This is a genomic window from Methanobrevibacter sp. (assembly GCF_045611865.1).
Lineage (GTDB): Archaea > Methanobacteriota > Methanobacteria > Methanobacteriales > Methanobacteriaceae > Methanocatella.
This window is the reverse complement of record NZ_JAZKXX010000020.1, coordinates 1-22,605: the sequence shown is the minus strand read 5'-3', so window position 1 is coordinate 22,605 and position 22,605 is coordinate 1. Positions and strand designations below refer to the sequence as shown.

The 22,605-nt window shown below is 32.2% G+C and carries 26 protein-coding genes; 21 read left to right on the top strand and 5 right to left on the bottom strand.

Annotated features, from left to right (window positions below):
* The first annotated feature begins 174 nt into the window (after nt 1-174).
* Genes ACKI32_RS02135 through ACKI32_RS02120 form a run of 4 tightly spaced genes read left to right on the top strand, consistent with a single transcriptional unit; the run spans nt 175 to nt 2,780 of the window.
* On the top strand, nt 175-582 hold the full coding sequence (locus ACKI32_RS02135) for a PRC-barrel domain-containing protein (RefSeq protein WP_407413030.1): 408 nt from the start codon (nt 175-177) through the stop codon (nt 580-582).
* Nucleotides 583-627: 45 nt separating this feature from the next.
* Nucleotides 628-1,392, top strand: a complete 765-nt coding sequence (locus ACKI32_RS02130; protein ID WP_407413029.1) for an aspartate dehydrogenase — start codon at nt 628-630, stop codon at nt 1,390-1,392.
* Complete coding sequence (locus ACKI32_RS02125; protein WP_407413028.1) at nt 1,393-2,115, top strand: tRNA(His) guanylyltransferase Thg1 family protein; 723 nt, start codon at nt 1,393-1,395, stop codon at nt 2,113-2,115. It abuts the gene before it with no gap.
* On the top strand, nt 2,112-2,780 hold the full coding sequence (locus tag ACKI32_RS02120; protein ID WP_407413027.1) for a Mov34/MPN/PAD-1 family protein: 669 nt from the start codon (nt 2,112-2,114) through the stop codon (nt 2,778-2,780). The genes ACKI32_RS02125 and ACKI32_RS02120 overlap by 4 nt, the downstream gene beginning before the upstream one ends.
* 191 nt (nt 2,781-2,971) lie before the next feature.
* Here ACKI32_RS02120 and ACKI32_RS02115 read toward each other — a convergent pair whose 3' ends face one another.
* Nucleotides 2,972-4,543 (bottom strand): hypothetical protein, encoded by a 1,572-nt coding sequence (locus tag ACKI32_RS02115; protein ID WP_407413026.1) that lies wholly within the window; start codon nt 4,541-4,543, stop codon nt 2,972-2,974.
* 466 nt (nt 4,544-5,009) lie between these two features.
* Complete coding sequence (gene serA, locus ACKI32_RS02110; RefSeq protein ID WP_407413025.1) at nt 5,010-6,584, bottom strand: phosphoglycerate dehydrogenase; 1,575 nt, start codon at nt 6,582-6,584, stop codon at nt 5,010-5,012.
* Nucleotides 6,585-6,767: 183 nt separating this feature from the next.
* On the opposite strand from serA, the gene ACKI32_RS02105 reads away from it, so the two are divergent.
* Nucleotides 6,768-7,106: a heavy metal-binding domain-containing protein gene (locus tag ACKI32_RS02105; RefSeq protein WP_407413024.1), complete on the top strand. Its 339-nt coding sequence runs from the start codon at nt 6,768-6,770 to the stop codon at nt 7,104-7,106.
* A 7-nt stretch (nt 7,107-7,113) separates the two neighbouring features.
* Entirely contained in the window at nt 7,114-7,908 is a 795-nt protein-coding gene (locus ACKI32_RS02100) for a hypothetical protein (RefSeq protein WP_407413023.1), read from the top strand.
* Here ACKI32_RS02100 and ACKI32_RS02095 read toward each other — a convergent pair.
* A complete protein-coding gene (locus ACKI32_RS02095; RefSeq protein ID WP_407413022.1) occupies nt 7,905-8,291 on the bottom strand; it encodes a hypothetical protein in 387 nt (128 codons plus the stop codon). The two genes, ACKI32_RS02100 and ACKI32_RS02095, sit on opposite strands and share 4 nt — an antisense overlap.
* 9 nt (nt 8,292-8,300) lie before the next feature.
* Nucleotides 8,301-9,233, bottom strand: a complete 933-nt coding sequence (locus ACKI32_RS02090; RefSeq protein WP_407413021.1) for a transcriptional regulator — start codon at nt 9,231-9,233, stop codon at nt 8,301-8,303.
* 63 nt (nt 9,234-9,296) lie between these two features.
* Between ACKI32_RS02090 and ACKI32_RS02085 the strand changes: the two genes are divergently transcribed.
* The 9 genes from ACKI32_RS02085 (at nt 9,297) to ACKI32_RS02045 (ending at nt 17,047) form a co-directional block, all read left to right on the top strand.
* Nucleotides 9,297-10,562, top strand: a complete 1,266-nt coding sequence (locus ACKI32_RS02085; protein WP_407413020.1) for a DUF1743 domain-containing protein — start codon at nt 9,297-9,299, stop codon at nt 10,560-10,562.
* A gap of 140 nt (nt 10,563-10,702) precedes the next feature.
* Nucleotides 10,703-11,608 carry a DUF3100 domain-containing protein gene (locus ACKI32_RS02080; RefSeq protein WP_407413040.1) on the top strand — a complete coding sequence of 302 codons (906 nt, stop codon included), beginning with the start codon at nt 10,703-10,705 and terminating at the stop codon, nt 11,606-11,608.
* Nucleotides 11,609-12,100, top strand: a complete 492-nt coding sequence (locus ACKI32_RS02075) for a hypothetical protein (protein WP_407413019.1) — start codon at nt 11,609-11,611, stop codon at nt 12,098-12,100.
* An 81-nt stretch (nt 12,101-12,181) separates the two neighbouring features.
* Nucleotides 12,182-13,591 (top strand): MmgE/PrpD family protein, encoded by a 1,410-nt coding sequence (locus tag ACKI32_RS02070; RefSeq protein ID WP_407413018.1) that lies wholly within the window; start codon nt 12,182-12,184, stop codon nt 13,589-13,591.
* Between the two features lie 5 nt (nt 13,592-13,596).
* Nucleotides 13,597-14,499, top strand: a complete 903-nt coding sequence (locus ACKI32_RS02065) for a peptidase (protein WP_407413017.1) — start codon at nt 13,597-13,599, stop codon at nt 14,497-14,499.
* A 4-nt stretch (nt 14,500-14,503) separates the two neighbouring features.
* The gene (locus tag ACKI32_RS02060; protein WP_407413016.1) at nt 14,504-15,376 is read left to right on the top strand and encodes a fumarate hydratase; all 873 of its coding nucleotides are present in this window, start codon (nt 14,504-14,506) and stop codon (nt 15,374-15,376) included.
* Between the two features lie 24 nt (nt 15,377-15,400).
* Nucleotides 15,401-16,195, top strand: coding sequence for a citryl-CoA lyase (locus ACKI32_RS02055; protein WP_407413015.1), 795 nt, complete (start codon nt 15,401-15,403; stop codon nt 16,193-16,195).
* 2 nt (nt 16,196-16,197) lie between these two features.
* Entirely contained in the window at nt 16,198-16,707 is a 510-nt protein-coding gene (locus tag ACKI32_RS02050; RefSeq protein WP_407413014.1) for a nitroreductase family protein, read from the top strand.
* Between the two features lies 1 nt (nt 16,708).
* Nucleotides 16,709-17,047 (top strand): hypothetical protein, encoded by a 339-nt coding sequence (locus ACKI32_RS02045; protein ID WP_407413013.1) that lies wholly within the window; start codon nt 16,709-16,711, stop codon nt 17,045-17,047.
* Here ACKI32_RS02045 and ACKI32_RS02040 read toward each other — a convergent pair.
* Complete coding sequence (locus ACKI32_RS02040) at nt 17,037-17,366, bottom strand: hypothetical protein (protein ID WP_407413012.1); 330 nt, start codon at nt 17,364-17,366, stop codon at nt 17,037-17,039. The two genes, ACKI32_RS02045 and ACKI32_RS02040, sit on opposite strands and share 11 nt — an antisense overlap.
* A gap of 64 nt (nt 17,367-17,430) precedes the next feature.
* Between ACKI32_RS02040 and ACKI32_RS02035 the strand changes: the two genes are divergently transcribed.
* The 6 genes from ACKI32_RS02035 to ACKI32_RS02010 form a co-directional block, all read left to right on the top strand.
* The gene (locus ACKI32_RS02035; RefSeq protein WP_407413011.1) at nt 17,431-17,781 is read left to right on the top strand and encodes a hypothetical protein; all 351 of its coding nucleotides are present in this window, start codon (nt 17,431-17,433) and stop codon (nt 17,779-17,781) included.
* A gap of 165 nt (nt 17,782-17,946) precedes the next feature.
* Nucleotides 17,947-18,261, top strand: a complete 315-nt coding sequence (locus ACKI32_RS02030) for a V-type ATP synthase subunit H (protein WP_407413010.1) — start codon at nt 17,947-17,949, stop codon at nt 18,259-18,261.
* Between the two features lie 11 nt (nt 18,262-18,272).
* Entirely contained in the window at nt 18,273-20,276 is a 2,004-nt protein-coding gene (locus ACKI32_RS02025) for a V-type ATP synthase subunit I (protein ID WP_407413009.1), read from the top strand.
* A gap of 65 nt (nt 20,277-20,341) precedes the next feature.
* A complete protein-coding gene (locus tag ACKI32_RS02020; protein WP_069573492.1) occupies nt 20,342-20,827 on the top strand; it encodes a V-type ATP synthase subunit K in 486 nt (161 codons plus the stop codon).
* 13 nt (nt 20,828-20,840) lie between these two features.
* A complete protein-coding gene (locus ACKI32_RS02015) occupies nt 20,841-21,452 on the top strand; it encodes a V-type ATP synthase subunit E (RefSeq protein WP_407413008.1) in 612 nt (203 codons plus the stop codon).
* Between the two features lie 16 nt (nt 21,453-21,468).
* On the top strand, nt 21,469-22,605 hold a 1,137-nt coding region (locus tag ACKI32_RS02010; RefSeq protein WP_407413007.1), incomplete at its 3' end, for a V-type ATP synthase subunit C.

The following is a 22,605-nucleotide window of genomic DNA, read 5'->3' as shown; positions in this document are numbered from 1 at the left end:
TTGAAGTCTCCTTTCTATCTAAATTATATTTTTTGACTTTATAATTTATTAAATTTTTTCTATTTTCTTAATTTAAGACATTTTTTAGGATTTGAAAACATAAACTATTTATATAATCAATTTAATAAAAATATACATATTAATATTAAATTTATTATTTATCGTGGTGTAAAAATGGTAGAAGTTTCAAAATTACGCAGTTTAGATATTTATACCAACACTGGTCATTATGTTGGTCGTGTAGAGGATGTTGTTCTTAATATCAGATTAGGAACTATTTCAAAATTACAAGTAAGAGCTATTGAACATGAAAGAAAACCTACTGGTATTGTAAATCAATTTTTAGGGAGTATTCGTGGGGAAGTACCTGAAGAAAATGATATGAGGTCCTTCCAAAATGATTTATTAACTGTGGACTTTGATAAAGTTCAAGCTATTGGAGATATCATGTTAATAAACCCAAGAGACATGAAAAAAGTAGCTCCAGAACCACAAATTCCTGTTACTCCTGCAGCTCCAAAAGCACCTGAAACTCAACCACAAGGCGAAACTCAAGTAAAATTCGATGCTGAAAGATTATAATTAATCTTTCTCCAATTCTTTTTTTATAACTTTTTTTGTGATTCTATGAAAGTAGGTATTATAGGCTGTGGAGCTATTGCTAACATCATTACAACCAGTATAGTTCCTGAAGATAATGGTATTGAAATTGCATACTTTTTTGATAAGGATATTGAAAGAGCAGAAAATATCGCAAGTTTGGCCGGGGGTGTGGCAACACTAAATTATGAAGACATGTTGGATAATGTTGATTTAGTTTTGGAATGCGCTTCACCTGCTTCTGTTAGAGAATATGCACCTGTAATCTTAGGAAAAGGTATTGACATGATTATCATGAGTATTGGTGCATTTATGGATAGAAATTTTTACACTGAAGTATTGGAAATTGCAAAAAAAAATAATGCTAAAATACACTTGCCATCAGGAGCAGTTGTAGGATTGGATGGAATTAAAGCTGTAGCTAAATTTGGTTTAAAAGAAGTAAACCTTGTAACCCGCAAATCTCCAAAGTCTCTAGGAAAGGACATTGATAAAGAGGAGATATTATTTGAGGGTAAGGCTTCTGAAGCCGTAAAAGAGTTCCCGTTAAATATTAATGTTGCAGCTACAATTAGTATGGCATGTAATAGGGACATTGATGTTAAGATAATCGTTGATCCTAAAGTTGATAGAAATGTTCATGAAATAACTGCTAAAGGGGACTTTGGTGAGTTTAAAACAACAACTATGAATTATCCATGTGCAGCTAATCCAAAAACCAGTATGCTGGCAGCACTTTCAGCCATAAGATTGCTTAAAAGTTTCAATGAAACCATCAGTGTAGGTATGTAAATGAAGGATTATGAAGTTTATTCATCACTGAAAGTTCCAAAAAATTCCAAAATCATTGTTCGTTTAGATGGCAGAAGCTTTCACCAATTGGCTAATGATTTGGAGTTAGAAAAACCTTATGATGAAACTTTCTATACAGTTCTCTCAGAAGTTTGTAAGGATTTATTCAATGAATTTTCAGCAGATTTTGTTTATGCATTTTCAGATGAAATAAGCTTGCTTTTATATAAAATTCCTTTTGATGGCAGGATTGAAAAGATAAACTCAGTAATAGCTAGTTTTGCTGCAAGTTCCTTTGTCATGCATTATGATGCTCAATTTAAAAAGCCACCTGCTTTTGATTCAAGGATTATCCCGGTAAATGATGATGACATTTTGAAATATTTTAGATGGAGACAGGATGAATCATGGAGAAATTGTGTTAATTCACATGGAATTTCATACCTAAAATCCAAGTATTCAAATAATGAAGCAAACGATAAAATAAATGGTATGAAATTAAATGAAATCCATGAATTTTTATTTCAAAATGGCATTAACTTAAATGATATTGAAACTTACAAGAAAAGAGGAATAGCAGTATATAGGAAATACAAACAGGTGACTGGTTTTAATAAAAAAGAAAATAAAAACCAAACCTCATATAGAAGTCATGTTTATATTGATTGGGAAATTCCGATATTTAGTGAAGATTTTTTCAAAGAGATTAGGGTGATAAAATGAGCTTTCTTTCTAAAATATTTAACAATGATGAAGAAGAATTTGATGAAGTATGTGTGGACCGTGAAGTTCTTGATTCAGTAATATATTACTCAAAGAAAGCATATCCAAATGAATTTTTAGCATTTTTTGATGGTGAAATAATTGATAAAAAACTTTACATTACAAGTTTGCTGTTTATTCCTGGAGAAACTAGTGAAACAGGTGCGGTTTTACACACTGATATGATTCCTATAAATACCAAGTATTGGGGATCAGTTCACTCACATCCAGGGCCAAGTGCAATGCCATCAAGTGCTGATTTAAAAACATTTTCAAAATATGGACTTTTCCACATGATTGTTTGCCTCCCATATTCTCTTGAAACTTTTAAATCATATGACAGACATGGAAATCCACAAAACTATACAGTTGGAGACTATAGCCATTTGGTTGATGATGATTCTGATGAATTTTTCGATGAAAGTGATGTCGTTCGGGATGATGAAATTTTTAAACCGGGAATTCTTGATGAAAAAGATGATGAGTTCTTTAAAACAATAAATGATAAATCCTCAAATGAATATGAGGAATTAGAAGAAAATCAACTCGAGCCTAACCAAGTAATCAAAATTCAGCTTAATCGTGACGGTAAGATTGAGAAAATATCTCGAGAATATAAAAAATAGAAAAAAACAATCATGGTGAAGAATTAAAAGGTAGAGTTTTAAGGCTTCATGCAAAAACAGAATCTTTCAAAATCCCTACTAAGTTTGAAATGAATGTTTGTAGACCAACATTCAAATAGTTTATTTAAAAAAAGCTATTAAAAATATCGATTTTTCTTTAAAAAAATAATAATAAGGGAAAATAGATTCCCTTAAGATACTACAATTTTATATTTATATTTGACGACGTAACCATAGCTGTAATGGTAATGTGTGGATGTTTTACCACATAAGTCACATTTGAATTTAGAAGTTCCTTTATAGTTTACCTTTTTAGGAAGGTATTTATGTGATTCAGGAATATATTTCACCCAATACTTCTTGGTTACAGTCTTTTTATAGAAGGTATCAATTCCATTGGTTCCTTTGTAGTGTTCAGAAAGTAAACCACTGGCGTATAATTTAATCTTTCCGTTTTTGTTTTTAACTGTTTCTACACCAGTTCTGGTCTTGAGTTTAAGCCAGCCACCTTTAACATATTTGCCGTTGGATTTGATTGTTACAACAACTTTTTTGACTTGGCCTGTATATAAAACGGGCATCTTAAATTCGATTTGAACTTTTTGACGATTTTTCATAATAGCATTTGATGAAGATGCCTTGGACTTAGATAGGTTGTTAGTTCCCAAATACTGGGCAGTGTATTTGTATTTTTTCACTTGTTTCAATTTAAGTTTTTTAACAGCAACGCCTTTTTTAACATTGGCCTTGTATTTTTTGCCGTTGATTTTAAATAGAACTTTTCCTTCTTTAACTTTTTTGCCGTGGCTTTTTACAGTTGCTTTAAGAGTTATTTTGAATCCTTTATATTCAACGACTTTTTTAGCCTTTACATTTACCGAAGATTTTGTAATTTTAGCGGTATTAACTGTTGATCCGGTAATATATTCGGCATTTGGTGTAATAGTTACAGTCCAGGTTCCAACACCAACTGGCGGTTCAAATGAAAAATAACCGTTACTATCAGGGATGTAATATTTGGTCACGCTGGTTTTTCCTTTGGAAAATACCACCTTAACATTTAATGAAGTCAATGCTTTTCCAGTTACTTGATCAACTATTCTTCCAGTCATTTTAGCACCGGACATGTAATTGGAACGATAATTATTGGCTGTGACAACTGCATTTCCTGAAACATATAAGTATGCAGTATCCATCACAACTCCATCATAGTCATTTATTGCTGCCATAAGATATATGCCGGGAGTAAGAGTATTTTTTTGAATAGTTATAAGATAGTTTCTTTTATCTACGGATGTGCTTTGATAATGATGTGTATAGGCCGTATTACCATCTTTATCAACTACTACAAAATTAAAATCATATCCATAAAATCCACTTATTTGAGAAGGACTTATGTAGACATTAAACTGTTGTTTTTTATCTGAAGCAATAATAGTGTCTGACAAGTCAACTGAATAATAACTAGCAAATATCATGGATAATTTATCATTTGATTCGTCAACAGTCAATTTAGAATCATCTTCACTGGCAGATAATTTATCACCATCAACAGCATCTTCTCCGATTGTTTCTCCAGCACTTTTCTCTACAGTATCTTCTACTGTTTCTTTCAAATTTTGTTCCAGATTAGTTGCTAAATCATCCTGCGGTGCATCATCCAATGTCACAACATCACTAACATTGTCAGCTGCACTTACAGACGATATGGCACAAATCCCCACTATCAATAATAGTATAAAAATGTGTTTTTTCTTAAACATGTTATCGCCTTTAATTAACTTAAGTTAAGGGCAATTTACCCATAATCATTATTTTGTTTCAAATGATATTTAAGTGTTTATTTAGAATTATTTGTGAAACGGAAAAGAGAATTGCTGATTTAAGGGTAATGTTAAATCCTAGAGATTTTTTCAGTTGAAATCTCGCATCGGCTTGATTTTTTGATGGAAAATTAGTATTTCTTAGCTTGTTTATTACTTGGACAACAAAGAATCCATATTTTCATGAAATGAAACATTAATTGCATCTGGATTAAACACGACTTTTGGTGGTGTGGCCATTTCGCCCAGGAATGTGTTGTGATGAAGATTATTGGCTAAATTGATAGCAAATTTATTTTTACGAACATTTTAGTAAATTAATGTGAAAACATAGACAAATGGTGAGAGTAAAAGTTTAGTAAACTTTACTCTACAATATACATTATGGTGAAAATTGTTTTTTAATTTATAATTCTAATCCAATAGCTTCATAAACATTGTCTAAAGCTTGGATTTCTTTAATAACATCTTTTGGAATTTCTTTATCTAAAGTTAAAACCATGATGGCTCTTCCGCCTTTTTCATCTCTTCCAACTTGCATAATTCCAATGTTGACGTTATGTTCGCCTAATTTTGTTCCAATTTTACCAATGCTTCCAGGAACATCTTCGTATTTTGCAATAAACATGTGTCCTTCAGGAATAACATCGACCCAATAATCATTTACTTTTAAAATTCTTGCGTCGTGTAAGTGAGTACCTTCAGCTGAGAAAGTATCAGTTTCACTTTTTGCAATAACTTTAATCAATGATTCGTAGCCTTTTGCATTGTTTTTTCTTCCTTCAGTAATGCTTATTCCTCTATCTTTTGCAACAAGAGCTGCATTAACTGCATTTACTGGTGAGCTTAAGAATGGATTAACTGCACCTTGTATTACAGTTCTTGTTAATATTTCTAAGTTGTCTATTTCAGATAATTCTCCGCTGTAGATAATTTCGATTTCTTGGATTTTACCGTTTACAGCTTGGGAGATGAAGCTCCCTAATTTTTCACATAATTCCATGTATGGAGATAACTCTTGGTATGTGTTGTTATCAATACGTGGCATGTTTAATACATTTTTAGGATTGCTTCCTTTGGTTAATTCAATAATTTCATCAGCCACGATAATGGCCGCATCTCTTTGAGCTTCTTTAGTTGAAGCTGCAATGTGAGGAGTTAATACAATATTATCAAGTTCGAATAATTTTGAATCTTTTGCCGGTGGTTCGTTTTCATATACATCTAAAGCTGCACCACCAATTTTATTATTGACTAAAGCGTCGTATAATGCTTCTTCATCAATGATTCCACCACGAGCGCAGTTTACAATATATGCAGTGTCTTTCATTAATTCAAATTGTTCAGTTGAAATTGAATGTTTGGTTTCAGGAGTGAGAGGCACGTGAATTGTAATGAAGTCTGAGTTTTTAAGAACTGTTTCTAAATCAGTTAAATCCACACCCATTTGTTTAGCTACTTCTTCAGGCAAGTATGGATCATATGCCATTGCATCCATTCCAAATGCCTTACATCTGTTTACTACTTGGGAACCGATTCTTCCCATTCCAATTACACCAAGGGTTTTGTTTCTAAGTTCAACACCCATGAATTGTTTCTTTTCCCATTTTCCTTCTTTAACAGATTTGTCAGCAATGGATATTTTACGGGCCATGCTTAAGATTAACCCCATTGTATGTTCTGCAACAGTAACTGAAGTGGATTCTGGTGAATTAACAACCATAATACCTTTTTCGGTTGCAGCATCAAGGTCAATGTTGTCTACTCCAACACCAGCTCTTGCGATAATTTGCAAGTTATCTGCTTTTTGAATTATGTCTGCTGTAAGTTTTGTTCTACTTCTTACAATAATTCCATTGTATTCGTGGATGGTATTAGCTAATTCCTCCGGAGTGATGTCTGTATCAACAACAACATCAGCCACTTCCTTTAAATTGGCAATACCTTTTTCATTAATTGCATCTGCAATAAGTACTTTCATTTTTTCACCATAATTTGTTAATTTTAAAAAGAATATTTAATAATAAATATTAGTTAAAATTATGTTTTTTATTATATTTAAAATTTAAATAGAATTAGGTTTTAAAAAACATTTTTATATAATTGGGTTAATAAACCTTATTGAAGTTTAGTAATCTGAACTTTAAAAAATTAGGTGATAAATATGGTATCAGTAGATGTATTTCCAATTTCAACAGCAAATGATATTCCAGGTTACAAAATTGTAGAAACCAAAGGTTTCGTTTATGGTTTAACTGTAAGAAGTAGAGGTGCCGGTGGACAAATTGGTGCGGGTGTTAAATCTCTTTTCGGTGGTGAAATCAGACAATATGTAAAAATGATGGAAGAATCTCGTGATGAAGCATTAGAAAGAGTAATGGAGCACGCTAGAGATTTAGGTGCAAACGGAATTGTAGCTATTAGATTTGACTCAAATGAAATCTCTAATGTAATGCAAGAAATCTTAGTTTATGGAACTGCTGTTGTAGTTGAAAAAGAATAATGATAATATGTTTTTTGAGGATTTAAAATATAAAGATAAAGTTATACCACAAACAATTTTAGGTTATGGTCCATTCATGGCAGAACTTTACTATGGTCACAGATCCAGATTATACCTTGATGATTTATATAATAATCCTCAATATACCTCTGAAGTTATTCAGGAAGCTTATAATCAGGGGGTTAGGGCCATTAACTTAGTTAATGATTTTAATTTGATTAAAGCTTATGATCTTGCAGTCGATGCAGGATGTGAGATGAAAGTAATTGCAACTATTGGTAAAAGTGATGTTGATTATTTGAATCCAAATTATGAAGTTGCAAAAGAAGTGGATTGGGATGGAGATATTGAGTTATTTTCAAGCTATGATTGTCCATTGATGCTTGTTGATGAGTTTATTGTTGATGGGTATGACTGGAAATTAACTTCAAAGATTTTGTCTGCAATTAACGATACTGGTTCTCTTTCAGGTATTATTACTTCATTTCCATCAAAAACAACAAATTTACTTCCTAACAATTTAGATATGGATTTATTCGATTTTTATATGATTCCATTCAATTCTCTTTCTTATATGATGGATATAAATGCATTCAATGCTTCTCAAAGACAAGAATTTGTTGATAGGGTTTTAAGTTTAAATAAAAAAATAATAGCCACTAGAGTTTTGGCTGCAGGTGTTTTAAAGCCAAAAGAAGCATTCACATTTTTAAAAGATTTAGATTATATTGATGCCATTTCAATAGGGGTTGCAAAAGTTGAGGAAGCTAACGAAGATTTTAGCCTTTTAAAAGAATATTAAAGTTTAACAACTTCGTATTCATCAAAAGGAACATGACCATCAGCTTCAAGAGACATATTTAAATCAGCTAACCCGTTAATCAAATCAGTTATATTTTTATTTGACGGTTTTTTACCTGTAATCTGCAGATATTGTCTAGGTGAAATCTCGCAGTATTCACATTCAAAATTACAGCATCTATCCTTTTCTTCACAACCGTATCCTTCTTGAGTTTCATCAGTTCCGATTACAATATCGTCAAGAATTCTAGATACTCTCTCATCAGATGCAAACATAGCTATTTTTTGTGTTTTTCCACATATTCCAATAGCTCTTTGACCTTTAAAGTTGCAAACCCATTTAATTGGATAGTTTTCCATATCTGTAATCTGTAAGTTTTCCATAATACCACATTAGTTTTCTTTTCTTTCTTTAATCATTTTCAGTAATTCTTTTGAATTTTCAAATTCTTTCAATTCCCAAGATTTGATTACAGGGATTGTCCCTATTGATTCTTTAATCTTATCATTGTTGATTATAAAAACAGGTTCTGATGTTGTAACCATTGACAAATCTTTTAATGGAACTGCCATTCTTTTTAAGGTTTTTTCAGTTCTATTTTTTTCAACATTGGCCATTAATGGGGAATGTTTATCAGAAGTTTTCATTTTAGCTACTGCATCAAATGGACTTTTGTTTGTTGATAAAACGCCATATCCTAGTTTTGATAAGTCGTTAACATCATTACTATATTCAATATCATCTTTTTGCGGTTGTTTTAATAAGTCAATATCGAGGGTTACTTTTGTATTTAAGATTTCTTCTAAAATCATTGCAGTTTCTGTATTGGCTCTGACAATTCCATTTTCATATTTGTACATTGTAGCTCTTGAAACGTGTGCTAGATTGGCTAAATCTTTAAGTGACATTGAATATTCTTCTCTGTATTGTTTTATAACATTACCGTCAATTTTAACAAAATATCCGCCACGGTCAGCAAGAATTTCAGGATATTCATTATATAGAATCATATTTTTAAATGTGTCAATACTGATAGTCGGGATTTCATATCTCTCATAGATTACTCCTTCTTCCAGGAGTCCATTTCTTGATTTTTCACCAATTATTATCGGTGATGCAAGAAATATATTTGCCAACTGCTTCATCTCATGAGCATTATGTTCGTTAATACTATCAATATTTAAAAAAGTTTTTAGAAGTAAAATCAACAGGTTTTTCCTTGCTACCAAATCAAATGAACCTTGATCATAAATGTCGGAGGTTTTAAAACCTTGAGATTTTAATAAATTTTCAATTTGTTGTAACAAGTTTCCTCGAGTTAACATTTAAACTACCTCTACTGTCTAAACTATATATTGTTTTAACATCAAATATACTTTTGTTTAAAGGTGATTATAATTAATTTTTTATATATTGGAATAGATGATACCGATTCTCCCGATGGAATGTGTACAACATATTTGGCAAGCCAAATTATAAATAAATTTGAAGATAATGGGATAAAATTACAAGGTTATCCTAGATTGATTCGTTTAAATCCTTTTGCTCGTTTTAAAACTCGCGGAAATGGTGGAGTTAGCTTTAAAATTCTTAATGATGATAAGGCTAGTTTGGCTAAAGAAATCGTATTAGCTGAAGTTGAAAGGTTGTCAATGTTTGATTGTGATAATACAAATCCAGGAGTCGTGTTTTATGATGGCAAAATCACAAAATCAATGGAGGATTATGCTTTCAGAGCAATTTACGAGTTTATTTCAATTGATGAGGCTGAAGAATTTGGAAAATCAGTTGGTTGTGAGATTCATAAGTTCAAAAAAGGAAGGGGAATTATCGGGTCTATTGCAGCTATTAGTCTGCCTTTAAGTGACTGTACCTATGAGTTACTTGCATATAGAAGCTCTGAAAACTATGGGACAAAAAGGAAAATTGATTATGAATCTGTTTATAGAATGGATGGGGAGACATTTCCTGATACTTTTGAAAATATAGACTATTCGGAAGGTTATATTGCTATTGAACCTAAAACTCCATGTCCCGTTTTATATGGTATTAGATCCAATGAGCCTGAAGCATTGAAAAAAGCAAAAGATATTGTTGAGGTTTCAGAACCCATTGTCGATTGGTGTATTTTCAAGACAAATCAGCATACTGACATGCATATTCAAAAGGCTTCTGATATAGCTTCTATGAAACAATATGGTTGTTATGAAGTTATTGCTGAGGTAAAAAACAAGCCTACAATTATTGATGGGGGGCACATGTTCTTTTACATTTTCGATGAATCTGGTGAAATCGAATGCGGTGCATATGAACCAACTAAAAACTTTAGAAAGATAGTCTCTCATTTACGTCCTGGGGATGTCATTAAAGTTTATGGTGGAATTGGTGAGCAGAATACATTTAATATTGAGAAATTCCAGGTTATAAAGCTAAATGATGTTGAATATCAAAATCCGGTTTGTGAATGTGGTAAAAGGATGACCTCTGCAGGCAAGGATAAAGGGTTTAAATGTAAAAAGTGTGGAAATAAGATATCTTCAAGTGAGAAAGTACCTGTAAAAATTAAAAGGAATCTAAAGAATTCTCAGTTTTATGAAACTCCTGTTTCTGCAAGAAGGCATCTTTCTAAACCTCTCTGTCGTATGGATATTTAGCTATTTTATTCATATTTTGTGAAAATTATTACTATTTTTTATTCTCATTTGGTGAATTTTTTAAAGTTAAATGCTATTAATTTATATACCATGTTTTAAGAAATTATTATTATAAATCAACATGTTATTATTTATATAAAATTTCGCAGGGGTTTGTTATTATTCCAGATAAGGACAAGGATGGTCAGGTTGAGCATATCTATAGGGAAAAAACCGATAAGCGTATTTTAAAGAAAAACCCTTGGAGAGATTACAGATTACATGGCACAGTTCTTATTTTAGTAATTATAGCGGAATCAATTGGTACAATAAAGATACCTATTGCTAAAGATGTGGCCATAACTATAATGCCTTTGATTTATACAATTATTTTGGGATTGGCGTTCTATTTAATTAAACCAATTAAATGGATTCAAAGAAAGCAAGCTCGTATTGCTGAAGGGGCGATGATGCTTTTCATTGGAGTGTTAATTGCAAAATTGGCTGTTTCTAGTGGACAATCAATAGGTTTGATTTTCCAAATGGGTCCTGCATTAATATTGCAGGAAATAGGACACTTGGCAACTATTTTAGTTCTGCCAATTGCTTTACTTTTAGGATTTAAAAAAGAAGCCATTGGTATGACAAATTCCATTGGTCGTGAACCGAACGTTGCTGTTGTTGTAGATAAATATGGATTTAATTCTCCCGAATCTCGTGGGGTATTTGCAATATTTATTATAGGTACTGTAATTGGTACAATATTTATTAGTTTCCTTGTTACATTCTCATTATCATTCATACCACTGCATCCTTATGCTTATGCTATGGCAAGTGGTGTGGGTAGTGCGAGTATGAATGCTGCTGCTATTGGACCTACATTGGCGGCATTTCCAGGATTGGAATCTCAAATTGAAGCATTTGCAGGGTTCAGTAATTTATTATCATTCTGTGTAGGAATTTACATAGTAATATTCCTCGCACTTCCATTAACAGAAAAAATTTATAATTGGTTGGAACCTAAAATTGGAAGGGAGGCAATTGTGCCTGAAAAGGAGGATGATTAGATGCCTGATTTAATTGATGGATCTGAAAATGTTTCTGTTCATGGTATTATGAATTGGATTTTATTATTATTCATCTTTTCAGTCATTACTGTAATTGGTAATTATTTAGGTTATAAACATCCAATGACTGATTCTTTGGTTGGAATGGCTATTTTATCCATTATAACACTTATAGGTGTTTGGTTGGAAAGAGAACTTCCTTTTAACATTTCTTCAATTCTATACATAAGTATATTGGGTATTGTTTTAGCATTTCCGGGAATGCCAACTTCAGATTTTGTCTTATACTATGTATCTAAAGTGGAGCTTTTATCAATTGTTACAGTATTCTTAGCTTATGTTGGTATTGGTATGGGTAAAAGTTGGGATGAATTTAAAGCTTTAGGTTGGAGAGCAATTGTTATAACAGTATTAGTTATTGCAGCAACTTATTATGGTGCAGCTATTGTAGCGCATATTGTACTTGTCCTAACAGGTGTTCCAGCGGCTTAATTTTTCTTTTTGAAAAATTGATTTTTAAAATAACTTAATAATTTTAATACTACTTTTTACAAATATTATTTTAGGTGTTTTATGTTTTTACAAAATATTTCTAAATTTATTTCTAACTATCGCTATGAACAGGCAACTGTAGAGTCAATAGCTACTGTAAAAGCAGCTCTTCTTGACTTTTATGGGGTAACTTATAGGGGTAGTGGAGAAAATGCTCCTCAGATTGCTTTAAACACCGTTGGAGAAATATTTTCAGCAAAATTTAATTTTAATCTAAAATCATCTATCATAGGCAATGATATTAAAACCGATATTTTAAGCGCTGCTTTTGTTAATGCTATTTCGGCTCATGTTTTAGAACTGGATGATGGTCATAGGGGTGCTCAAATTCATTTGGGTGCAGTAATATTTCCTACTGCTCTTGCAATTTCAGAAGCTTTTGATTTAAGTGGAAAGGAATTCTTAGAAGGAGTTATTGTAGGTTATGAAGTTGGAATTTTACTTGGCCAAATTGTAAATCCGGAACATAGAAATAAAGGATTTCACACAACAGGAACAATAGGCACATTTATTGCTGGCGTTGTCGCATCAAAATTACTAAAACTTGATGAAAACCAAATATTAAATGCATTGGGATTATGCGGAACTCAAGCTGCAGGACTTTTAGAATCTGATCATGGAGGATCTATGGGTAAAGTCCTACATGCAGGAAAAGCAGCATATAATGGGATTTTATCTGCATTTTTAGCAAGAAATGGTTTTACAGGTAGTGGAACTATTTTTGAAGGTGATGAAGGCTTTTTGAAAGCCATGGTTCTTAACAATGAAACTCAGGATGTCAGTGATTTTTCATTTGAAAGCGCATTAAAAGACATCGGAAAAGTCAGGGTACGTGACATTTACTTTAAAAAATATCCATTTTGCAGACACCTGCACTCTTCAATAGACACAGCTTTGAAACTTAAAGCAAGTATTGGTGAAGAATACGATCACATTGAAAATATAGCTGTTAAAACTTATGCTGTTGCAGCTGAACATAATAATTTCAGACCTAAAAATATAGAAGAGTTAAAACAAAGTTTGCCTTATGCTGTTGCAATAGCTCTTGTAGTAGGTGAAGTCGGCATAGATGATATTAATCAATTAATCGAATATGGTCTTTTGGATAACTATTCCACAGTGGATAAGGTAAATAGTATTAAAAATCTTGCAAATAAAATGATTTTAATTTCAGATGAGAAATTAAATGAATTATATCCTGATAAAAGACCTTCAAATGTTGTTATTAAATTAGATAAAAACTTTAGAAATGGAATATTCCAAAATATCACTTTCCTTCCAAAAGGGGACTTTGAAAATCCATTCCAGTTAAGAGAACTAATTGATAAATTCAAATCTCTAAATCCTCAATATGACATTAAAAATTTATCTGTAATTGATTCCATTGAAGATTATACAATGAAATATGTTGTTCGTAAATTAAATGAGTAGATACTATGGAAAACACAAAAGAATTCCTTAAAAAATTAGGTATTAAAGAAATTTCAAAAGATTACGTGTCAGATAAGCGTTTTGGTGATGGCGGACAGTACCGTTTTGAAGTTCCAGGAATTCAAACTCCGAAAACTATGAATGCGCTTTTAAAAGAGTCTTTTAAAAATAATATTTTCATCCATAGGGTCACACAGACTAAAGGAATAATGATGTTAACCGATGAAGAAATTAAAGAAATGGTTAACTTGGCTAAAACATATGGATGTGAACTATTTTTAGCAGTTGGTCCAAGGGCAACTTATGATACATCTGCTACAGTTCACACTAAAGAAGGATCAAGAATCGGATATCGTCTTAGAGGTTATGATAATCTGGTTTATGCTATTGAGGATGTCAAAAGGGCTTGCAAATTTGGTGTAAGAGGAATTTTACTTTATGACGAAGGTCTTCTTTGGGTTTTAAATCAAATGAGACAGGAAGGCGAACTTCCAAATAATGTTCATTTTAAACTATCCGCTCATGCGGGACATTCAAATCCGGCGGCGGCAAAATTATTGGAGTCTCAAGGACTTAACTCATTAAATCCCGTTAGAGACTTGCAAATTCCAATGATTGCTGCTATTCGAGATGTTACAGATATGACACTAGATTTACATACTGAAAATCCAAAATCAACTGGAGGATTTATAAGACATTATGAAGTGCCTGATTTTATAAGAGTTGCAGCTCCAGTTTATTTAAAAACAGGAGGTTCTGTTGCTGCAAATCACAATTGGGATACAACTGAAAAAGAAGCAATTGCTCGTATAAAACAAGTAAAATTAGTTAAAAGAATGATTGATGAGTATTGTCCGGATGTAATTGCATCTCCTGAACAATCTAGTGATTTGGCTATTCCTGAGTGATTATATGGATATCACACAACAAATTTCTAATTCTATTATTGAAGCTTCAACTAATTTGTCTGATGATAAACTTAAGGCATTAAAAAAAGCTATTTCTCTTGAAGATAATGAAAATGCTCGATGGGTTTTAGAACAGATTTTAGAGAATTATCAAGTTGCAGGCAAAACAAAATTCCCATTATGCGATGATACTGGAATACCTCATGTAATAATTGAAATTGGTGAAGATAGACAAATATCTGGGGAATTAATTAATCAAATTCATAAAGGAATTGAATTAGGATTAAATAATCTTCCGGCAAGGCCAATGGCAGTAAAAGGTGATGAAAAAGAAAGAATTGAGCAAAGTATTGGTTTATATGAAAAACCAGGAATGCTTCGCCCCGCACCTTTATTAATTGACAATATCAATGATGAATCAACTTATAAAAGAAATATAAGTCCAGATACATTAAACATCCATTTTTTACTTGAGGGTGGGGGACCAGAAATAAGGGCAAAGACATATAGGGTATATCACAAACGTTCAATGGAAAATGTTATTGATACTGCTTGTGAATGGTTAAAAGAATCTTTAAATATGTTAGGATGCACCCCTTCCATTCCTGCTATTGGTATTGGGAGAACACACTACGAGGCAACTTCATTTCTTTTAAAATCAATTGTTTACGGAAATTTGGATAATCAGAATGTCTATGAGAAGTATGTTACAAATAAATTAAATCAATCAAATATCGGACCATTAGGATTGGGTGGAAAAACTACGGTTTTAGGAAGTTATGTAAATATTGGAAATCAGAGGGCAAGTGGTGTTAGGATTGTTTCTGTTAGGCCATCTTGTTTTGTTGAGCCAAGAATTTCAACAATAATATTATAAGTATTCAAATTTAAAGGTTAAATTATGCAAGACAATAATTTTAGATTAAATCCTCATTCTTTAAAAACAACTATTACTCGTGTAGAAACAGATAAGATTGTCACAAGAGGATATAATCAAAGAGATTTGATTGAAAAAATCAGATACAGTGATATGGTGTTCTTGCTTTTAAAAGGAAGATTGCCTTCCCTAAAGGAAAGTAAGATATTTAATTATGTATTAGTTTCTTTTTGTGACCATGGAGCAACTCCTCCAAGTACTCAAACTGCACGATTGGTGGCTTCATCAGGCTCACCCATAAACTCTGCAGCTGCAGGAGCATTATTGTCGTTTGGACATAAACATGCAGGCGCTATTGAAAAAACAATGGAATTGTACCAATCTAAAATTAACTCCATTCATTTAATTGATGATGCTACAATTGATAATAAGCAGATTGCAGGTTTAGCTATTGAAATTTATGAGGAATATATCATTAAAGGTAAAAAAGTACCGGGTTTTGGTCACAGGTATCATAATGTTGATCCAAGAGCCGAAAAATTAATGGAACTTGCAATTAATCAGGGATTTATTGGACCTCATATTAAATTAGCATTAGCTATTGAGGATTTAGTTTGTGAAAGGAAGCATATCAGACTTAATGTTGATGGTGCAAATGCGGCTATTTTATCTGATTTGGGATTTACTCCTGATTTGGGTTTAGGTGTGTTTATCATTGGTAGAATGCCGGGTATTATTGCTCATATTCATGAAGAAAAAATGGATGAAGAAGAATTTAGAAGATTTTGTGATTTAGATGATGTAATCTATGAGGGATGAAAATGGAATTTATTGATGTTATTACAGAAAGATACAGTGTTCGAGGATACTTAGATAAAGAAGTAGAACAAGAAAAACTAGAATATGTCTTAAAAGCAGCTACAATTGCTCCTACAGGCGTTAATTACCAGCCATTTAAAGTTTTTGTAATTGACACCAAAAAACACAAAGATGAATTGTCTGAAATTTATGGTGCAAGCTGGTTTGTTGAAGCTCCATATGTATTGTGCGTTGTAGCCTTAAGAGATAAAGCATGGACAAGACCGTGGGATGGTAAAAACATTGCAGATATTGATGCAACTATCGTAATGGATCATATTATTCTTGCAGCAACTGATGTGGGTCTTGGAACATGTTATATTGGAGCATTTAAGAAAAATAAAGCTCATCAATTTTTAAACTTGGATGAAAATGAAGAGGCAGTTTTATTTACTCCATTAGGTTATGGAAATGCAGAACCTCGTGACACTCCAAGAAAAGAATTAGACGAATTTGTTGTATATATGGATTAAAATGGAACTTTTCATATTAAGTGCAGATAATTCAAAGGCAATGGAAAAAACAGCCGATAAATTATCTCAAAAAAAATTTAAAATTATAGAACAAGAAAATGACTTCATATTAATGAGAAAAAGACGTTTTGGAAATCCTTTGATACACGTAGTCTCATTATTATTGGCATTGTCAGTTAGTGCATTATTTATCTTTATAAATGTGGTTTATTTCTCATATTCCTATCTATGGGCCTCACCACATGTGCTGATAACAACAAAGAAAGTTGGGGAAGATGGTCAAGCTTTAGAATTCAGTGATATGGATGAAATACTAAAGAAAGCCAATGCTATTCTATAATTTCATCTACACTATATTCTTCTATTTTTCTAACTAATAGTGGGTTTTTACTATTTAGATATTCGGATTCTTCACCTATTTTTGCATCAATGAAGACTTTATCAGCACCAGGTTCACTAAATAATGAAATGATGTCTTCTAAAAAATCATCATAATCTTTTTGAATATTTTCATTGCTAAATCCTAGTCGTGGAAGTTCATCTGTCCAAATGTCTTCGCCAGGTGAGAATTTTTTATCTGTAACTCTATTATTTTTTATTTCTCCATCTAATGTGATTGAAAAGTTTTTGTTTAATATTATCCAAACTGCTCTGTCCATGTATATTAATCTAGATGAAATAATATAAATAGTATGAAGTTAAAATTAAAAATTAAGTGTTATTATGGCAAATATTAAAATGTTTAAATTATTAGGTGTATTATTGGCTTTAATGTTGATTGTTTTAGCAATTATGCCAATTATAAGGCATGAACCATTAACAAATAATGTTATAGCTACTGCAATTATACTTATTTTAATAGCCGTTGCATATTTCGTAATCTTATACAATCCAAGTTGGGCTAAAGCAGTTTTCTTTTTTGAAGGAATTATAATTTGTGTTAGTGGGTATATGATAGTGGACTATCCGTACAACTTAGAATTAGCTCTTGTAGGCCTTATCATTATTGCAATAGCAATCCTTGCGTATTTGCAGAAACTGCCACCTAGTATATTGAAATGGTTTTATAGATAAGCTATTTTTCTTTTATTCTTTTTTTTCTTACTTATTTTCATGTAAATTTTATCATTTAAATACTTTTTTTTAATTTATTTTCAATTTTACCTATTTAAATCAATATTAAATAGTAAAAGATATATATATTGCTCAACAAAAATAAGTGTACCATGGTGATTAATTATGGCAGAGATATCAGACGCAATCGCAATGATAAAAAAAGCTGAATCAGATGCTGAACAACTTATTGTTGATTCAGAAGCTCAATCAAAAGATTTAGTTGCTGAATCACAAGTTAAAGCTGAAGAAATTATTTCCCAAGCTAAACAAGCAGCAGAAGAAGAAGCTAAAAATACTGTTTTTGATGCAGAAGATAAAGCTAAAGAAGAGGCTCAATCTATTGCTACAAAGTCAGCAGAGGATGTTAAATCCTTAAAAGACGCTGCTATGGCTAATGTAGATGAAGCTGCTTCAATTATTGTCAAAAATATTTTGTAGTGTGAGATTATATGTTCAAGACAGCTAGAATGCGTAAAATTAGAATTGTTACACTTGATAAGTATGTAGCTCCTACAGTGGATGCTCTCCACGAATCAGGACTCGTACAAGTCAGTGATATTTCTGAAAGCATTCAGCAAGATCCTGAATTGGCGGAATTAGTTTCCCAATCCAAAGCTACTCCATACACTGGTAAATTATCTTCACTTCTAATGAAAACAAACGGTATATCTGAACTATTAGGAAATTCTTTATCAGAAGGCCATGGGTTAAAAGACACATTGATGTCTTTTATTAGTCCAGATTTGCCTGTTCAAAAAGAAGTTGAATCATTAGACACTGAAGCCTTTATTGAAAAGGCTGAAGATACTTTAGCGCAAGTGGAGTCAAAAACACATGTTATTGAAGGAAAACTGGCCGCACTCGACGCTGAAACAAGTGAACTAAAGTCTAATAAAAGTTTGGCTAAGCACTTATCTAATTTTGACATGGATTTAGCTCTTTTAAAAGATTCAAAGTACACTTCTACTACTGTTGGTAGGATTAATGCTGAATCTACTTCAGAAATCAAAAATGAATTAAGTAACTTGACTGATGAATTAGATGTATTTACTGTTCCTATGGATGATAAAGAAGGAGAAATTATCGCTGTAGTAACATTAAAAGAATTTAGTGATGAAGTTTATTCAACACTTCGTAAATTTGACTTTGAGAAAATTGAAATAGGTGACGTTGAAGGAACCCCTCAACAAATCATTTCACATGCTGATTCCAGATTATTAACCATTGAATCAGAACGTGCTGCTGTTAAATCAGAATTAAGAGCAGTCGCTGAGCAATGGGACGATGAAATATTAGCTCTCAAAGAACAATTAGAAAATGAAAAAGAAAAGAACGAAATTCTTTCATCATTTGTTCAAACTAAAGATGCTTATGTACTTGAAGCATGGGTGCCTGTAAAAGACACCGAAAAAGTAGAACAATTAGTTGAAAAAAGTTCTGATGGACATTGTGCCTTTGAAACAATAGAGGTTGAAGGTACTGATGATGAAAATGTTCCAGTTTTACAACAAAACGGATGGTATTCAAAACCTTTCGAATATCTTGTAGATATGTACTCTCCAGTACGTTACAACGCTATAGATCCAACAATATTTGTTGCAATCACATTCCCATTCTTCTTCGGTTTCTGTTTAACCGATGCAGCTTATGGTTTAGTTGTAGCCGCTATTGGTGTTGTATTATTAAGAGGACTTGGAAAAGTTAAAGAATCCATGCATTCATTTGGTTGGATTTTAATCTGGTCTGGTCTGTGGGCCGTTATACTGGGTTTGATAACCAATGGTTGTATTGGGGACTTCCCAGAAAGAATTGCTGGGTTCCGTTTGCCAACCGTATATGGTCCAGTTGAAGCATTTAAACATCCTGAAGCTATTTTAATAATAGCTATTGCTATTGGTTTATTATATGTAAATATAGGATTCATAATAGGTGCTATTAACAACTTAAGATACGGAAGGAAGAAAGAGGCTTTAGGTTCTCAAATTTGTTGGTTTATTTTTGAAGCTGGTATTGCCTTACTTGCAGTAGGATACATGATGCCTGCAATCGGTATGATTGGTATAGCATTAGGTGGAGTTTTATTAATTGCAGCTATTGGAATTTTAATTTGGGCTAATGGCGCATTTGGATTAATGGATATCTTCGGTTTCATGGGAGATGTTTTATCCTTTGCTCGTCTCTTAGCATTATGTTTAGCTACTGGTGGTATTGCTATGACTGTTAACATTTTATCAGTAATGGTCAATGATATGATTCCATTTGCAGGAATTGTACTTGCAATAATTGTATTCATATTCGGTCATATAGCAAACTTCGCTTTCCAAGTGTTAGGTGCATTTATTAACGCTTTACGTCTTAACTATGTAGAGTTCTTCGCACAATTCTTTGAAGAAGGTAAAGGTAAATTCGAAGCTTTCAAAGCAAAAAGAACATTTACAAAACTTAAAAATTAAAAATTTTTCATTTATATCTTAAATTAAAAATAAAAAATCAATATTATTTCAAAGGTGAATTAAATATGGTAGAAATTGCTTTAGGTACTGCTTTAGCAGCTATTGGTGCTGGAGTAGCAATTGGTTTTGCCGGTTTAGGTTCCGGTTTAGGGCAAGGTATGGCAGCTGCTGGATCTGTAGGTGCAGTTGCAGAAGATAACGATATGTTTGCAAGAGGTATTATTTTCTCTGCATTACCAGAAACTCAGGCTATTTACGGGTTCTTGGTTGCAATCTTATTATTAGTATTCTCCGGTTTATTAGGTGGAGGACAAGGATTACCTACCGAAGCAGGTATTGTAGCTATTGGTGTAGGTGCATCCATTGGTTTCGCTGGTTTAGGTTCCGGTATGGGACAAGGTATGGCAGCAGCATCCTCTGTTGGAGCTATTGTAGAAGACAATGATATGTTTGCTCGTGGTATTATCTTCTCTGCATTACCAGAGACACAAGCTATTTACGGTTTCTTGATTGCTATTTTACTTATGGTATTCGGTGGAATCTTAGGTTAAGGAGGCAATTTATATGAGCTCAGGCACAGATAAAATTGTTTCAAGCATTATGTCTGAAGCCCAAGAGAAAGCTGATGTAATCATTCAAGAAGCTAATGCAGAAGTTTCAGCAATAACCGCAAAAGCTGAAAAAACTGCTGAAGCCGAAAAACTTAAAATACAAGATAACGGTAAAAAACAATCTGATATGAGATATCAGCAAATTATCTCTGAAGCTAAGATGAATGCTCGTAGAGCAGAATTAGGCGCAAAAGAAGAAGTTATCGAAGCCGCTTTTGCAAAAGCTACTGATGAGTTAAAAGCTAAAGCTGCTTCCGGTGATGAAGAATACAAAGATTCATTAAGTATAATGATTAAAGAAGCTGCAGATGAAATCGGCAGTAAAGATTTAATTATTCAATTAAATGAAAGAGACACAAACGATATAAAAAGTCAAATTTCAGATGTCTCTACTTTCAAAATTGAGGACATTACTTTTGAACTCGGTGAACCTATAGACGCTATGGGTGGAGCTATTCTAAAAACAAGTAATGGAGATATTGAAGTAAATAACACAATTGAAGCTAGATTAGATAGATTTAAAAGTATCTTACGTAGTGAAGTTGCTGAAATTTTATTTAAATAATTAGGAGGATAAATATATGGCAGATGAAATTGCTACCTTAATAAGTTCTGTTGGACTTACACAAGAAACATTTCTTGTATTTTGTATTATAGCAATTCTTATTGTAGGTGCAGTCGTTGTAATCATTACATCTAGACCAATTTTGGACATTTATCCTTATCTTAATCCAAGTGCAAGAGTAAGAGCTAGAAAAGGAAGATTATTTGATGAAAAACAAATTTCTGAAATTGTTGAAACCAGCAATATTGAAGAAGTTGAAAACTATCTCAAAGGTATTCCTGAGTATGCTGATGTTTTAGACGAATATCCTCTTGATAAAGCATTAGATGTTGAACGTGCTAATACTTATGACTTTGTTGCAAGATTAGCTCCTAAGGAAGTAAAAGATCCTTTTGTTATAATGTCTAAAAAAACAGATATTGATAACATTAAAAGTCTTTTAACTGCTAAGGATGTTGGTCTTTCACCTGATGAAACAAGAGAATTATTAATTCCTTGTGGTTCATTATATTCAGAATTAAATTCATTAGCTGATTCTGAAAGTGTAACTGACATTGTCACTAGTTTAGATGGTACTGAATATGCTACTGTTTTAGAAGATGCTCTTCCACAATATGAAGATACTAATATGGTTCTTCCTTTAGAATCTGCTTTAGATAAATATTATTTAGGCAAATTATTACGTTCTTCTGACGTTCCCGCTGATGAAAATAGACAAATCTTATATTCATATGTTGGAACTCAAGTTGATGTAGCTAATCTTAAACTAATTATAAGGGCTAAGCAAGATGGTCTTGATTATGATGATATTGCTCCTTATATATTAGAAGAAGGATACCAATTACGTGAATGGAAACTTAAAGATTTAATGGAATCTCCTGATGTTACCAATGTAATATCTGGTTTAGAAGGAACAAAATATGCTGAACCTTTAACTGATGCAATGCCGGTTTACAATGAAACTGGTTCAGTTGCTGTGTTTGAAAAAGCATTGGATGTTTACGCTTCTGAATATTCAAAATCTTTAGCATCTAAAAAACCATTAGGTATTGGTCCAATTATTGGTTATTTAAGTCAAAAAGAAAATGAAATTAAGAATTTAAAAATTATTGCAAGAGCAAAAAGAGAAGCAGACTTCCCTAATTCTAAAATC

Coding starts and splice junctions, on each gene's coding strand:
- ACKI32_RS02045 (WP_407413013.1), top strand. CDS start 16,709: ATGGAACTTTTCATATTAAGTGCAGATAATTCAAAGGCAATGGAAAAA.
- serA (WP_407413025.1), bottom strand. CDS start 6,584: ATGAAAGTACTTATTGCAGATGCAATTAATGAAAAAGGTATTGCCAAT.
- ACKI32_RS02135 (WP_407413030.1), top strand. CDS start 175: ATGGTAGAAGTTTCAAAATTACGCAGTTTAGATATTTATACCAACACT.
- ACKI32_RS02050 (WP_407413014.1), top strand. CDS start 16,198: ATGGAATTTATTGATGTTATTACAGAAAGATACAGTGTTCGAGGATAC.
- ACKI32_RS02105 (WP_407413024.1), top strand. CDS start 6,768: ATGGTATCAGTAGATGTATTTCCAATTTCAACAGCAAATGATATTCCA.
- ACKI32_RS02060 (WP_407413016.1), top strand. CDS start 14,504: ATGGATATCACACAACAAATTTCTAATTCTATTATTGAAGCTTCAACT.
- ACKI32_RS02025 (WP_407413009.1), top strand. CDS start 18,273: ATGTTCAAGACAGCTAGAATGCGTAAAATTAGAATTGTTACACTTGAT.
- ACKI32_RS02030 (WP_407413010.1), top strand. CDS start 17,947: ATGGCAGAGATATCAGACGCAATCGCAATGATAAAAAAAGCTGAATCA.
- ACKI32_RS02130 (WP_407413029.1), top strand. CDS start 628: ATGAAAGTAGGTATTATAGGCTGTGGAGCTATTGCTAACATCATTACA.
- ACKI32_RS02055 (WP_407413015.1), top strand. CDS start 15,401: ATGCAAGACAATAATTTTAGATTAAATCCTCATTCTTTAAAAACAACT.
- ACKI32_RS02035 (WP_407413011.1), top strand. CDS start 17,431: ATGGCAAATATTAAAATGTTTAAATTATTAGGTGTATTATTGGCTTTA.
- ACKI32_RS02115 (WP_407413026.1), bottom strand. CDS start 4,543: ATGTTTAAGAAAAAACACATTTTTATACTATTATTGATAGTGGGGATT.
- ACKI32_RS02100 (WP_407413023.1), top strand. CDS start 7,114: ATGTTTTTTGAGGATTTAAAATATAAAGATAAAGTTATACCACAAACA.
- ACKI32_RS02090 (WP_407413021.1), bottom strand. CDS start 9,233: ATGTTAACTCGAGGAAACTTGTTACAACAAATTGAAAATTTATTAAAA.
- ACKI32_RS02040 (WP_407413012.1), bottom strand. CDS start 17,366: ATGGACAGAGCAGTTTGGATAATATTAAACAAAAACTTTTCAATCACA.
- ACKI32_RS02020 (WP_069573492.1), top strand. CDS start 20,342: ATGGTAGAAATTGCTTTAGGTACTGCTTTAGCAGCTATTGGTGCTGGA.
- ACKI32_RS02015 (WP_407413008.1), top strand. CDS start 20,841: ATGAGCTCAGGCACAGATAAAATTGTTTCAAGCATTATGTCTGAAGCC.
- ACKI32_RS02095 (WP_407413022.1), bottom strand. CDS start 8,291: ATGGAAAACTTACAGATTACAGATATGGAAAACTATCCAATTAAATGG.
- ACKI32_RS02075 (WP_407413019.1), top strand. CDS start 11,609: ATGCCTGATTTAATTGATGGATCTGAAAATGTTTCTGTTCATGGTATT.
- ACKI32_RS02065 (WP_407413017.1), top strand. CDS start 13,597: ATGGAAAACACAAAAGAATTCCTTAAAAAATTAGGTATTAAAGAAATT.
- ACKI32_RS02125 (WP_407413028.1), top strand. CDS start 1,393: ATGAAGGATTATGAAGTTTATTCATCACTGAAAGTTCCAAAAAATTCC.
- ACKI32_RS02120 (WP_407413027.1), top strand. CDS start 2,112: ATGAGCTTTCTTTCTAAAATATTTAACAATGATGAAGAAGAATTTGAT.
- ACKI32_RS02070 (WP_407413018.1), top strand. CDS start 12,182: ATGTTTTTACAAAATATTTCTAAATTTATTTCTAACTATCGCTATGAA.